11 protein-coding genes are annotated in these 12,523 nt (G+C 64.3%); 8 read left to right on the plus strand and 3 right to left on the minus strand.

Going from position 1 to position 12,523, the window contains the following annotated elements; translation table 11 throughout:
• Positions 1 to 71: 71 nt before the first annotated feature.
• On the minus strand, positions 72 to 1,112 hold the full coding sequence (locus tag PF66_RS29475; RefSeq protein ID WP_054064614.1) for a low specificity L-threonine aldolase: 1,041 nt from the start codon (positions 1,110 to 1,112) through the stop codon (positions 72 to 74).
• Between the two features lie 446 nt (positions 1,113 to 1,558).
• On the opposite strand from PF66_RS29475, the gene PF66_RS29480 reads away from it, so the two are divergent.
• From PF66_RS29480 to fdhA, 7 genes are all read left to right on the plus strand, one after another.
• The gene (locus PF66_RS29480; RefSeq protein ID WP_054064615.1) at positions 1,559 to 2,812 is read left to right on the plus strand and encodes a serine hydroxymethyltransferase; all 1,254 of its coding nucleotides are present in this window, start codon (positions 1,559 to 1,561) and stop codon (positions 2,810 to 2,812) included.
• Positions 2,813 to 2,835: 23 nt separating this feature from the next.
• Positions 2,836 to 4,086: a sarcosine oxidase subunit beta gene (locus PF66_RS29485; protein WP_054058086.1), complete on the plus strand. Its 1,251-nt coding sequence runs from the start codon at positions 2,836 to 2,838 to the stop codon at positions 4,084 to 4,086.
• A 14-nt stretch (positions 4,087 to 4,100) separates the two neighbouring features.
• Positions 4,101 to 4,433, plus strand: coding sequence for a sarcosine oxidase subunit delta (locus PF66_RS29490; protein ID WP_054058087.1), 333 nt, complete (start codon positions 4,101 to 4,103; stop codon positions 4,431 to 4,433).
• A complete protein-coding gene (locus tag PF66_RS29495; protein WP_054064616.1) occupies positions 4,430 to 7,447 on the plus strand; it encodes a sarcosine oxidase subunit alpha in 3,018 nt (1,005 codons plus the stop codon). Before PF66_RS29490 ends, PF66_RS29495 begins: the two co-directional genes overlap by 4 nt.
• A gap of 63 nt (positions 7,448 to 7,510) precedes the next feature.
• Positions 7,511 to 8,143 carry a sarcosine oxidase subunit gamma gene (locus PF66_RS29500; RefSeq protein ID WP_054064617.1) on the plus strand — a complete coding sequence of 211 codons (633 nt, stop codon included), beginning with the start codon at positions 7,511 to 7,513 and terminating at the stop codon, positions 8,141 to 8,143.
• Between the two features lie 246 nt (positions 8,144 to 8,389).
• A complete protein-coding gene (gene purU / locus PF66_RS29505) occupies positions 8,390 to 9,247 on the plus strand; it encodes a formyltetrahydrofolate deformylase (RefSeq protein ID WP_017903087.1) in 858 nt (285 codons plus the stop codon).
• Between the two features lie 158 nt (positions 9,248 to 9,405).
• Positions 9,406 to 10,605, plus strand: a complete 1,200-nt coding sequence (fdhA, locus tag PF66_RS29510) for a formaldehyde dehydrogenase, glutathione-independent (protein ID WP_054064618.1) — start codon at positions 9,406 to 9,408, stop codon at positions 10,603 to 10,605.
• 57 nt (positions 10,606 to 10,662) lie between these two features.
• On the opposite strand, the gene PF66_RS29515 is transcribed toward fdhA, so the two are convergent.
• Positions 10,663 to 11,082 carry a DUF3757 domain-containing protein gene (locus PF66_RS29515; protein ID WP_054064619.1) on the minus strand — a complete coding sequence of 140 codons (420 nt, stop codon included), beginning with the start codon at positions 11,080 to 11,082 and terminating at the stop codon, positions 10,663 to 10,665.
• 324 nt (positions 11,083 to 11,406) lie between these two features.
• Positions 11,407 to 11,985, minus strand: a complete 579-nt coding sequence (locus tag PF66_RS29520; protein ID WP_054064620.1) for a hypothetical protein — start codon at positions 11,983 to 11,985, stop codon at positions 11,407 to 11,409.
• Positions 11,986 to 12,197: 212 nt separating this feature from the next.
• On the opposite strand from PF66_RS29520, the gene PF66_RS29525 reads away from it, so the two are divergent.
• Positions 12,198 to 12,443, plus strand: coding sequence for a hypothetical protein (locus PF66_RS29525; RefSeq protein ID WP_054064621.1), 246 nt, complete (start codon positions 12,198 to 12,200; stop codon positions 12,441 to 12,443).
• Positions 12,444 to 12,523 lie beyond the last annotated feature (80 nt).

A 12,523-nucleotide genomic window follows, 5' to 3' on the forward strand; every position in this document is an offset into this window, starting at 1 on the left:
CGCGCGCGGCAGCGTCCGTTGCGCTATTGGCGCTCCCGTCTTGCACGGGAGCGCCACGTTCAAGCGGTTGTTCAGGCGGACATGACCTCGCGGATATCCGCCGCCAGCTCCCTTACCCGCGCTTCCTCGGTGTCCCACGAGCACATGAAGCGCGCGCCGCCCTTGCCGATGAAGGTGTAGAAGCGCCAGCCCCGGGCGGTCAGTGCGACGATCGCCGGTTCCGACAGTTGCAGGAACACGCCGTTGGCCTCCACCGGGAACATCAGTTCCACGCCGGGAATGTCCTTGACCAGGCTGCTCAGCAATTGCGCGCAATGGTTGGCGTGGCGGGCGTGCTTGAGCCAGGCGTCGTTTTCCAGCAGGCCGACCCAGGGCGCGGAGAGGAAGCGCATCTTCGACGCCAGTTGCCCGGCCTGCTTGCAGCGGTAGTCGAAGTCCTCCGCCAGGTCGTGGTTGAAGAACAGGATCGCCTCGCCCACGGCCATGCCGTTTTTCGTCCCGCCGAAGCACAGCACGTCGACGCCAGCCTTCCAGGTCAGCTCGGCCGGCGTGCAGCCGAGGAAGGCGCAGGCGTTGGAGAAGCGTGCGCCGTCCATGTGCAGGTGCAGGCCCAGTTCCTTGCAGGTGGTGCTGATGGCGCGGACTTCGTCCGGGGTGTAGACGCTGCCGACCTCGGTGGCCTGGGTCAGGGTCACCACCCGCGGTTTGGGGTAGTGGATGTCCTGGCGCTTGAGGGCGATTTCGCGGATGGAATCGGGAGTCAGCTTGCCGCTTTCGGTGCGCGCGATGAGCAGCTTGGAACCGTTGGAGAAGAACTCCGGTGCGCCGCATTCGTCGGTCTCGACGTGGGCGGTCTCCGAGCAGATCACGCTATGGTAACTCTGGCACAGCGACGACAGGGCGAGGGAGTTGGCGGCGGTGCCGTTGAAGGCGAAGAACACCTCGCAGTCGGTGTCGAACAACTTGCGGAAACCGTCGGCGGCGCGCTGGGTCCACTCGTCGTCGCCATAGGCGCGCTGGTGGCCATGGTTGGCCTGTTCCATGGCGGTCCAGGCTTCGGGGCAGATACCGGAATAGTTGTCGCTGGCGAATTGTTGGCTCTTGTCGGTCATGGCCCGGTCCTTATGGTCGTTTACGACCTGCACTGTAACCAGAATCGACGTCAGCGCACAGGCACAGTTTCCGTAGGAAAAAACCATTCAATCAAAAGCCTGGAGCGGCCATTGTGGAAGCCGCCCTGTCCCTGTGGAAGTCGGATTTATCCGCGAAGCGTTTAGCGATCTCCAGGACCGGTTCGCGGATAAATCCGGCCCCTGCGGGGGTTGAGGTTTCCCACAGGGGTATAGGTTCCTGCAGGGACCGGGTGGCACCCGTGGTTTGCGGGGGGCCGGCCCTCCTTTATTCGATCGCGCCACGATCATGTCGTAAACGCACCCTTGCAAGGCGTGCGTAGGCATTTGACGCGTCTGCGCCGGTCATACCATCGCTATCAAAGGGCACCACCGAATAGCTGTGCCCCACCAAAAAGAAATGGCGCACTGCCGCTGGGAGAGACGCGATGTTCAGCAAGCAAGACCAGATCCAGGGTTACGATGACGCACTGTTGGCCGCCATGAATGCCGAAGAGCAGCGCCAGGAAGATCACATCGAACTGATCGCGTCGGAAAACTACACCAGCAAGCGTGTGATGCAGGCCCAGGGCAGTGGCCTCACCAACAAGTACGCCGAAGGCTACCCGGGCAAGCGCTACTACGGTGGCTGCGAGCACGTGGACAAGGTCGAGGCCCTGGCCATCGAACGCGCCAAGCAACTGTTCGGTGCCGACTACGCCAACGTCCAGCCGCACTCCGGCTCCTCGGCCAACGGTGCCGTGTACCTGGCGCTGCTGCAGGCCGGCGATACCATCCTGGGCATGAGCCTGGCCCACGGCGGTCACCTGACCCACGGCGCCAAGGTGTCGTCCTCGGGCAAGCTCTACAACGCCGTTCAGTACGGAATCGACACCAATACCGGCCTGATCGACTACGATGAAGTCGAGCGCCTGGCAGTCGAGCACAAGCCGAAGATGATCGTCGCCGGTTTCTCCGCCTACTCGAAAACCCTCGATTTCCCACGTTTCCGCGCCATTGCCGACAAGGTCGGTGCGCTGCTGTTCGTCGACATGGCCCACGTCGCCGGCCTGGTCGCCGCCGGCCTGTACCCCAACCCGATCCCCTTCGCCGACGTGGTCACCACCACCACCCACAAGACCCTGCGTGGTCCGCGTGGCGGCCTGATCCTGGCCAAGGCCAACGAAGAGATCGAGAAAAAACTCAACGCCGCGGTATTCCCTGGCGCCCAGGGCGGCCCGCTGATGCACGTGATCGCCGCCAAGGCCGTGTGCTTCAAGGAAGCGCTGGAGCCTAGCTTCAAGGCCTACCAGCAGCAGGTGATCGACAACGCCCAGGCCATGGCCGGCGTGTTTGTAAAACGTGGCTACGATGTAGTGTCCGGCGGCACCGATAACCACCTGTTCCTGGTCAGCCTGATTCGCCAGGGCCTGACCGGCAAGGACGCCGATGCCGCCCTGGGCCGTGCCCACATCACCGTGAACAAGAACGCCGTGCCGAACGACCCGCAGTCGCCGTTCGTCACCTCCGGCCTGCGTATCGGCACCCCGGCGGTCACCACCCGTGGTTTCAAGGTGGCCCAGTGCGTCGAGCTGGCTGGCTGGATCTGCGACATCCTCGACAACCTCGGCGATGCCGACGTCGAGGCGAATGTCGCCAAGCACGTGGCGGCCCTGTGCGCGGACTTCCCGGTTTATCGCTGAGAGCGGTTTTGGAGTAAATGACTATGCAACGCTATTCGGGCTTCGGCCTCTTCAAGCATTCTCTCAGCCACCATGAGAACTGGCAGCGCATGTGGCGCACGCCAACCCCGAAAAAGGTCTACGACGTGGTCATCGTCGGCGGTGGCGGCCACGGCCTGGCCACCGCCTACTACCTGGCCAAGGAACACGGCATCACCAACGTCGCGGTGGTCGAGAAAGGCTGGCTGGGCGGCGGCAACACCGCCCGCAACACCACCATCGTGCGTTCCAACTACCTGTGGGACGAGTCGGCGCACCTGTACGAACACGCGATGAAACTGTGGGAAGGCCTGTCCCAGGACCTGAACTACAACGTGATGTTCTCCCAGCGTGGCGTCTACAACCTCTGCCACACCCTGCAGGACATCCGTGACTCCGAGCGTCGGGTCAGTGCCAACCGCCTCAACGGCGTCGATGGCGAGCTGCTCAACGCCCAGCAGGTGGCGGACGAGATTCCGTACCTGGACTGCTCGAAGAACACCCGCTACCCGATCATGGGCGCCACCGTCCAGCGTCGCGGCGGCGTGGCCCGCCACGATGCCGTGGCCTGGGGCTTCGCCCGCGGTGCCGACGCCCTGGGCGTCGACCTGATCCAGCAGACCGAAGTGATCGGCTTCCGCAAGGAAAACGGCGTGTGCATCGGCGTGGAAACCAACAAGGGCTTCATCGGCGCCAAGCGCGTCGGCGTGGTCACCGCCGGTAACTCCGGGCACATGGCGAAACTGGCCGGCTTCCGCCTGCCGCTCGAGTCCCATCCGCTGCAGGCGCTGGTGTCCGAGCCGATCAAGCCGATCATCGACAGCGTGATCATGTCCAACGCCGTGCACGGCTACATCAGCCAGTCCGACAAGGGCGACCTGGTGATCGGCGCCGGTATCGACGGCTACAACGGCTACGGCCAGCGTGGTTCGTACCCGGTGATCGAGCACACCATCCAGGCCATCGTCGAGATGTTCCCGATCCTGTCGCGGGTGCGCATGAACCGCCAGTGGGGCGGCATCGTCGACACCACTCCGGACGCCTGCCCGATCATCTCCAAGACGCCGGTACCGAACATGTTCTTCAACTGCGGCTGGGGCACCGGCGGCTTCAAGGCCACCCCGGGTTCGGGCAACGTCTTCGCCGCGAGCCTGGCCAAGGGTGAAATGCACCCGCTGGCCGCACCTTTCTCCATCGACCGTTTCCACAACGGTGCGTTGATCGACGAACACGGCGCTGCAGCGGTCGCCCACTAACAGGAGAAACTCCCATGTTGCATATCTTCTGTCCTCATTGCGGCGAACTGCGCTCCGAAGAGGAATTCCACGCTTCCGGTCAGGCGCACATCCCGCGTCCGCTGGACCCCAACAACTGCACCGACGAGCAGTGGGGCGACTACATGTTCTTCCGCGACAACCCGCGCGGCCTGCACCACGAACTCTGGGACCACGTCGCCGGTTGCCGCCAGTATTTCAACGTGACCCGTGACACGGTCACCTACGAAATCCTGGAAACCTACAAGATCGGCGAGAAGCCCCAATTCACCGCTGCCAAGGCGGAAAGTTCGAAAGCGCCCGGCGTGGCTGTGGGAGAAAAGGTATGAGCCAGGTCAATCGCCTGTCCAACGGTGGTCGTATCGACCGCAACAAAGTCTTGAGCTTCACCTTCAACGGCGAGACCTACAAGGGCTATGAAGGTGACACCCTGGCCGCCGCGCTGCTGGCCAACGGCGTCGACATCGTCGGCCGCAGCTTCAAGTACTCCCGGCCGCGGGGCATCTTCGCCGCCGGTGCCGAAGAGCCGAACGCGGTGCTGCAGATCGGCGCCACCGAGGCCACCCAGATCCCCAACGTGCGGGCCACCCAGCAGGCGCTGTACCAGGGCCTGGTCGCCACCAGCACCAACGGCTGGCCGAGCGTCAACAACGACGTGATGGGCATTCTTGGCAAGGTCGGCGGCAAGCTGATGCCGCCAGGCTTCTACTACAAGACCTTCATGTACCCGCAGTCGTTCTGGATGACCTACGAGAAGTACATCCGCAAGGCGGCCGGCCTGGGCCGTTCGCCGACCGAGAACGACCCTGACACCTACGACAACATGAACCAGCACTGCGACGTGCTGATCGTCGGTGCCGGGCCTGCGGGCCTGGCCGCCGCGCTGGCCGCTGCCCGCAGCGGTGCGCGGGTGATCCTCGCCGACGAACAGGAAGAGTTCGGCGGCAGCCTGCTCGACTCCCGCGAAAGCCTCGATGGCAAGCCGGCGGCAGAGTGGGTCGCCAGCGTCATCGCCGAGCTGAAGGCGCTGCCGGACGTATTGCTGCTGCCACGGGCGACCGTCAACGGCTATCACGACCACAACTTCCTGACCATCCACGAACGCCTCACCGACCATCTCGGTGACCGCGCGCCGATCGGCCAGGTTCGCCAGCGTATCCACCGGGTCCGTGCCAAGCGCGTGGTCCTGGCCACCGGCGCTCACGAGCGTCCGCTGGTCTACGGCAACAACGACGTGCCGGGCAACATGCTCGCCGGCGCCGTTTCGGTGTACGTCCGCCGCTACGGTGTGGCACCGGGCAAGAAACTGGTGCTGAGCACCAACAACGACCACGCCTACCGCGTCGCGCTGGACTGGCTCGATGCCAGCCTGCAGGTGGTGGCGATCGCCGACGCCCGCAGCAACCCACGGGGTGCGCTGGTGGAAGAGGCGCGTGCCAAGGGCATTCGCATCCTGACCGGCAGCGCCGTGATCGAGGCCCGTGGCAGCAAGCGCGTCACTGCGGCCCGCGTCGCCGCGATCGACGTGCGTGCCCACAAGGTGACCAGCCCCGGCGAATGGCTGGACTGCGACCTGATCGCCAGCTCCGGCGGCTACAGCCCGGTGGTGCACCTGGCTTCGCACCTGGGCGGCAAGCCGGTCTGGCGCGAAGACATCCTCGGCTTCGTCGCCGGTGAAGCACCGCAGAAACGCGTGTGCGTCGGTGGCCTGAACGGCGTCTACAGCCTGGCCGATACCCTCGCCGACGGTTTCGAAGGTGGCGTGCGCGCCGCCAGCGAAGCCGGCTTCAAGGCGGTCGAAGGCGTACTGCCCAAAGCCCTGTCCCGTCAGGAAGAACCGACTCTGGCGCTGTTCCAGGTGCCTCATGAAAAAGGCACCGCACGGGCACCGAAGCAGTTCGTCGACCTGCAGAACGACGTCACCGCCGCCGCCATCGAGCTGGCGACCCGCGAGGGCTTCGAGTCGGTCGAACACGTCAAGCGCTACACCGCGCTGGGCTTCGGTACCGACCAGGGCAAGCTGGGCAACGTCAACGGCCTGGCGATCGCCGCCCGTTCGCTTAACGTGACCATCCCGCAGATGGGCACCACCATGTTCCGCCCGAACTACACGCCGATCACCTTCGGTGCGGTGGCCGGTCGTCACTGCGGGCATATCTTCGAGCCGGTGCGCTACACCGCCTTGCACGCCTGGCACGTGAAACAGGGCGCCAAGTTCGAGGACGTCGGCCAGTGGAAGCGTCCCTGGTACTTCCCGCGCGCCGGCGAAGACATGCACGCCGCGATCAAGCGTGAGTGCAAGGCCGTGCGCGACAGCGTCGGCCTGCTCGACGCCTCGACCCTGGGCAAGATCGACATCCAGGGCCCGGATGCCCGTGAGTTCCTCAACCGCGTGTACACCAACGCCTGGACCAAGCTCGACGTGGGCAAGGCCCGTTATGGCCTGATGTGCAAGGAAGACGGCATGGTCTTCGACGACGGCGTGACCGCCTGCCTGGCCGACAACCACTTCCTGATGACCACCACCACCGGCGGCGCGGCGCGCGTCCTGCAGTGGCTGGAGCTGTACCACCAGACCGAATGGCCGGACATGAAGGTGTACTTCACCTCCGTGACCGACCACTGGGCGACCCTGACCCTGTCCGGCCCCAACAGCCGCAAGCTGCTCAGCGAAGTCACCGACATCGACCTGGACAAGGATGCGTTCCCGTTCATGACCTGGAAGGAAGGCCTGGTCGGTGGCGTACCGGCGCGGGTATTCCGGATTTCGTTTACCGGTGAGCTGTCCTACGAGGTCAACATCCAGGCCGACTACGCCATGGGCGTGCTGGAGCAGATCGTCGAGGCGGGCAAGCAGTACAACCTGACCCCGTACGGCACCGAAACCATGCACGTGCTGCGGGCCGAGAAGGGCTTCATCATCGTCGGCCAGGACACCGACGCCTCGATGACCCCGGACGACCTCAACATGGGCTGGTGCGTCGGCCGCACCAAGCCGTTCTCCTGGATCGGCTGGCGCGGGATGAACCGCGAGGACTGCGTGCGTGAAGACCGCAAGCAACTGGTCGGCCTCAAGCCGATCGATCCGACCCAGTGGCTGCCGGAAGGTGCGCAACTGGTGTTCGATCCGAAGCAGTCGATCCCGATGAAGATGGTCGGTCACGTGACCTCCAGCTACGCCCACAACTCCCTTGGCTATTCGTTCGCCATGGCGGTGGTGAAGGGCGGTCTCAAGCGCATGGGTGAGCGGGTGTTCGCACCGCTGGCCGATGGCACCGTGATCGAGGCGGAGATCGTGTCGTCGGTGTTCTTCGATCCGAAGGGCGATCGCCAGAACATCTAAGTCGATGGTTCCCACGCTTCGCGTGGGAACGATCAGAGACAGAATTCAATACAGGTGTTTCACATGAGCACAGCCAACGTTTACCAGCAACGCCCGACTTCCGGGGCCAAGGCCGAGTCGTCGTTGCACCATGCCGATCTCGCCAGCCTGGTGGGCAAGGGCCGCAAGAACGCCGGCGTGACCGTGCGGGAAAAGAAACTGCTCGGCCACCTGACCCTCCGTGGCGACGGCCATGACCCGGCGTTCGCCGCCGGCGTGAAGAAGGCCCTGGGGCTGGACCTGCCCGTGGCCCTGACCGTCGTCGCCAAGGGCGAGACCAGCCTGCAATGGCTCGGCCCGGACGAGTGGCTGCTGGTGGTTCCCACCGGTGAGGAATACGCCACCGAGAAGGCCCTGCGCGAGGCGCTGGGCGACCTGCATATCGCCATCGTCAACGTCAGTGGAGGCCAGCAACTGCTGGAGCTGAGCGGCCCGAACGTGCGCCAGGTGCTGATGAAGTCCACCAGCTACGACGTGCACCCGAACAACTTCCCGGTAGGCAAGGCCGTCGGCACGGTGTTCGCCAAGTCGCAGCTGATCATCCGCCATACCGCCGAAGACACCTGGGAACTGGTGATCCGTCGCAGCTTCTCGGACTACTGGTGGCTGTGGCTGCAGGATGCGGCGGCCGAGTATGGCCTGAACGTCCAGGCCTGATCCTGCTCGCGATGGCATCACCGCGGGGTACCTGATGCACCGCGTTGCCTGGATCCCTGTAGGAGCGTGGCTTATCGGGGCGCCGAACCGCCGCGAATGCGTCCTCAAGGGCGCTAAACGCTTCGCGGGCAAGCCTCGCTCCTACAGGATTTGGTGTGTACACAAGGGCGAGGATTGCCCGCAGGCCGATCATGATACGGCTGATCGATCACCTGGCGCTTGCCCCACAAAAACAGGAGTCACCCAATGAGCCGCGCCCCCGATACATGGATTCTGACTGCCGACTGCCCCAGCGTGCTCGGCACGGTGGATGCGGTGACCCGCTTCCTGTTCGAGCAGGGCTGTTACGTGACCGAACACCACTCGTTCGATGACCGCCTCTCGGGGCGTTTCTTCATCCGGGTGGAGTTCCGCCAGTCCGAAGGTTTCGACGAGCAGGCGTTCCGCGCCGGCCTGGCCGAGCGTGGCAAGGCCTTCGGCATGACCTTCGAACTGACCGCGCCGAACTACCGGCCGAAAGTGGTGATCATGGTCTCCAAGGCCGATCACTGCCTCAATGACCTGCTCTACCGCCAGCGCATCGGCCAACTGTCGATGGACGTGGTCGCGGTGGTGTCCAACCATCCCGACCTCAAGCCCCTGGCCGACTGGCACCAGATTCCCTACTACCATTTCCCCCTCGACCCCAACGACAAACCGGCCCAGGAGCGGCAGGTGTGGCAGGTGATCGAGGAGTCCGGCGCCGAGCTGGTGATTCTCGCCCGCTACATGCAGGTGCTGTCGCCGGAGCTGTGCCGCAAGCTCGATGGTCGCGCCATCAACATCCACCACTCGTTGCTGCCCGGCTTCAAGGGTGCCAAGCCCTATCACCAGGCCTACAACAAGGGCGTCAAGCTGGTGGGGGCGACCGCGCACTACATCAACAACGACCTGGACGAAGGCCCGATCATCGCCCAGGGCGTGGAGGTGGTGGATCACAGCCACTATCCCGAGGACCTGATCGCCAAGGGCCGGGATATCGAGGGCCTGACCCTGGCGCGGGCGGTGGGCTATCACATCGAGCGGCGGGTGTTCCTCAATGCCAACCGGACGGTGGTCCTCTGAGTTCCCAGGGCGCTTTCGAGCGCCCGCTCGCGGATTCATCCGCGAAAGCGATCCAAATAACAACGCAGTAGAAAAAGACACACGCACAACCCCGAGCAATCAACGCTTTGCCGCGTGGCAATGCGTCAGCTACATAAAAACAACAGCGAGGTGAAAGCATGTCTGGCAATCGTGGAGTGGTATACCTTGGCGCTGGCAAGGTAGAAGTACAGAAGATCGACTATCCGAAAATGCAGGACCCCCGTGGCAAGAAGATCGAGCACGGCGTGATCCTGCGTGTGGTGTCCACCAATATCTGCGGCTCCGACCAGCACATGGTCCGCGGCCGTACCACCGCCCAGGTCGGCCTGGTGCTGGGCCACGAGATCACCGGTGAAGTGGTCGAGAAGGGCAGCGACGTCGAGAACCTGAAGATCGGCGACCTGGTCTCCGTGCCGTTCAACGTCGCCTGCGGTCGCTGCCGTTCCTGCAAGGAAATGCACACCGGCGTCTGCCTGACCGTCAACCCGGCGCGTGCCGGCGGTGCCTACGGCTACGTCGACATGGGCGACTGGACCGGCGGCCAGGCCGAGTACGTGCTGGTGCCATACGCCGATTTCAACCTGTTGAAACTGCCGGATCGCGACAAGGCCATGGAGAAGATCCGTGACCTGACCTGCCTGTCCGATATCCTGCCAACCGGTTTCCACGGCGCTGTCACCGCGGGCGTCGGCCCGGGCAGCACCGTGTATGTCGCCGGTGCCGGCCCGGTCGGCCTGGCGGCTGCCGCCTCGGCGCGCCTGCTGGGGGCTGCCGTGGTCATCGTCGGTGACCTGAACCCGGCCCGCCTGGCACACGCCAAGGCCCAGGGCTTCGAGATCGCCGACCTGTCCCTGGACACTCCGCTGCACGAGCAGATCGCCGCGCTGCTGGGCGAGCCGGAAGTGGACTGCGCCGTCGACGCGGTGGGCTTCGAAGCCCGTGGCCACGGCCATGAAGGGGCCAAGCACGAGGCGCCGGCCACCGTGCTCAACTCGCTGATGCAGGTCACCCGCGTGGCCGGCAAGATCGGTATCCCCGGCCTGTACGTGACCGAAGACCCGGGTGCGGTGGACGCCGCCGCCAAGATCGGTGCGCTGAGCATCCGCTTCGGCCTGGGTTGGGCCAAGTCCCACAGCTTCCACACCGGCCAGACCCCGGTGATGAAGTACAACCGCCAACTGATGCAGGCGATCATGTGGGACCGCATCAACATCGCCGAAGTGGTGGGCGTGCAGGTGATCAGCCTGGACGACGCGCCGAAGGGTTATGGCGAGTTCGATGCCGGCGTGCCGAAGAAATTCGTGATCGACCCGCACAAGCTGTTCAGTGCGGCGTAAGGTGCAATCACGATAGAAAAAGGGCGACCCCGGTCGCCCTTTTTTGTGTTTCGCCGTTCACTGCGTAGTGATCAGCGCGCTGTATGAGAATCCACAACGGCTGGTTTCCCCGCTTTTGCAGAAGCCATCCTTCCAGTCGGTGTCCTGGGAGGGTTTCCAGTCCTGGACGGCCTTGAGCGTCAGGCGGATTCCCGCGTCACCGTCCCCTTCGTAGTCACAGATCACCGCCTGGGTGCTGGCCTTGTAGCTGGCGCTGACGAACGCGACCTTGTACTCAATCCCGGTTTCCGGGTTTTCACCGGTCCATTGACTGCCCCCCGGGCCCTTGGCGTCGTAGGTGTAGCCTTCGCTGCCCGGGTGCTGGTTGATGTCGCCTGCCCGTGGGCAGGTTGCGGTCAGCACCGGGGTTTCGGCCCAGGCCTGGCCTGCCAGTGCCAGGGTGAGTACTGCCAGACTGGTTGCAAGTCGGTTTTGCATGAGTCGGTACTCCCTTCCGTTGTCTTGGGCCTTCATGTTGAGTGGCCGGGGAGGGGGCGGCTACTGTCAGAAATGACAGTTCTCAAGGTCGTTTCGAAATAACCGGGAGGGTGGATCGACGGCGGGGCTATTAGCGGGCGTCAGGCTGGGTGAATGGCGTGTCAGGGGTGTTGGGCCATTCGCGGGCAAGCCCGGCTCCTACAGGGAGCGGGCCTTCGCACAGCACCGGCACACCGACAAACCGTAGGAGCCGGGCTTGCCCGCGAAAGGGCCAGTGGCCTCACCCGCCATCTTCCGGAGGTGACCGCAGACGCAAGCCTCCCTTCAGCGTTGGACTGACTTCACCGCACTCACCCGCTGACAGAACTCCGGATAGAAACCCCAGCCACTCGGATCGCGGCAATAGTCGCTGGCCTGGGCCAGCGCCTCGGTGCCGAACTTCAGTTCCCGGGGCATGCTGGCGAAGTTGATGTAGCCGCCCTGTTGGGTCTTGATCGCGTCGAAGCCGTCCATCTGGTAGACCAGCTCGACGTCATCGGCGACGACGATCCGCGCCTTGATCGTCACCTGGGCATACTGCTTGCCACCCGGCGCATTGTTCACCGCCGCCAGGCCCTGGCCGACCGTGCGCAGCAGGCGTGGAACCCAGGCTTCTTCGCTGTCGGCGACCTTCTCGGGCTGATAGCGGATAGTCAGCGTCTGCTGCTCGTGGCTGACGTCGGTCAGTGCGGGGTCGATGCGCCTGATGCGGTGTTCGAGGGTCAGCCAGGCGGTCTGCTCGTCGCCGAGGTTGTCGGGCAGTTCGGGGTTGAGCGGGCCGCGCTGGCACTCGTGCACGCCGAAAGCGATGGCCAGGCCGGCCAGGATGATTGCCAGGGCGGTTCCGCCGATTTTCACGTCCATACGCGCACACTCCCTCAGGGACTCCCATTTTACGCCAAGTGCCCAGCCGCCCGCACAGGCCGCGATCATCGATTCCCAGTCCCTGCCCGCGGTTTTCCATCGGGGCCGGTCGTGTTTTCCGCTGCCGGCTGTCGCCGCCGGGCAATGGTCGCCACGTCGCTCGCCTCCCAACATGAGCCCCCCATTACATCACTCGATAACGAGGTGCCTTCATGGCCAAAAAGGAAATCCGACTCTCCCTGGAAGACATCGACAACAATGGCAGCCCGGAGGTGCTGGTAGAGTTCTACGAAGGTAATGAGCTTGTCTTTGCTTCGGCCGTTTCCTCGTCTGGCGAGGACAAGACCTACGACACCGTCAACGTCCGGGTGGACATGGATGAAGATGGCGACCTGGATGCCGACGACGAGCGTCATCTGCTCTCCCTGTGCCAGGCTTTCGCCGGATTCGCCCGCTAACCCTTCGGATGGCCGCCTGCCTTCGCCACGCCGCGGGTAGGCGGCTTGCCTCTGGCCCTCACGCCCCTGGCGGGAAGGGT

The sequence above is a fragment of the Pseudomonas asplenii genome, from assembly GCF_001293465.1.
Classification (GTDB): Bacteria; Pseudomonadota; Gammaproteobacteria; order Pseudomonadales; family Pseudomonadaceae; genus Aquipseudomonas; species Aquipseudomonas fuscovaginae_B.

What these genes read in the sequence shown, in the direction of transcription:
- PF66_RS29495 (WP_054064616.1), top strand. Translation starts at nt 4,430, where the DNA reads ATGAGCCAGGTCAATCGCCTGTCCAACGGTGGTCGTATCGACCGCAAC.
- PF66_RS29515 (WP_054064619.1), bottom strand. Translation starts at nt 11,082, where the DNA reads ATGCAAAACCGACTTGCAACCAGTCTGGCAGTACTCACCCTGGCACTG.
- PF66_RS29525 (WP_054064621.1), top strand. Translation starts at nt 12,198, where the DNA reads ATGGCCAAAAAGGAAATCCGACTCTCCCTGGAAGACATCGACAACAAT.
- purU (WP_017903087.1), top strand. Translation starts at nt 8,390, where the DNA reads ATGAGCCGCGCCCCCGATACATGGATTCTGACTGCCGACTGCCCCAGC.
- PF66_RS29520 (WP_054064620.1), bottom strand. Translation starts at nt 11,985, where the DNA reads ATGGACGTGAAAATCGGCGGAACCGCCCTGGCAATCATCCTGGCCGGC.
- PF66_RS29500 (WP_054064617.1), top strand. Translation starts at nt 7,511, where the DNA reads ATGAGCACAGCCAACGTTTACCAGCAACGCCCGACTTCCGGGGCCAAG.
- PF66_RS29485 (WP_054058086.1), top strand. Translation starts at nt 2,836, where the DNA reads ATGCAACGCTATTCGGGCTTCGGCCTCTTCAAGCATTCTCTCAGCCAC.
- fdhA (WP_054064618.1), top strand. Translation starts at nt 9,406, where the DNA reads ATGTCTGGCAATCGTGGAGTGGTATACCTTGGCGCTGGCAAGGTAGAA.
- PF66_RS29480 (WP_054064615.1), top strand. Translation starts at nt 1,559, where the DNA reads ATGTTCAGCAAGCAAGACCAGATCCAGGGTTACGATGACGCACTGTTG.
- PF66_RS29490 (WP_054058087.1), top strand. Translation starts at nt 4,101, where the DNA reads ATGTTGCATATCTTCTGTCCTCATTGCGGCGAACTGCGCTCCGAAGAG.
- PF66_RS29475 (WP_054064614.1), bottom strand. Translation starts at nt 1,112, where the DNA reads ATGACCGACAAGAGCCAACAATTCGCCAGCGACAACTATTCCGGTATC.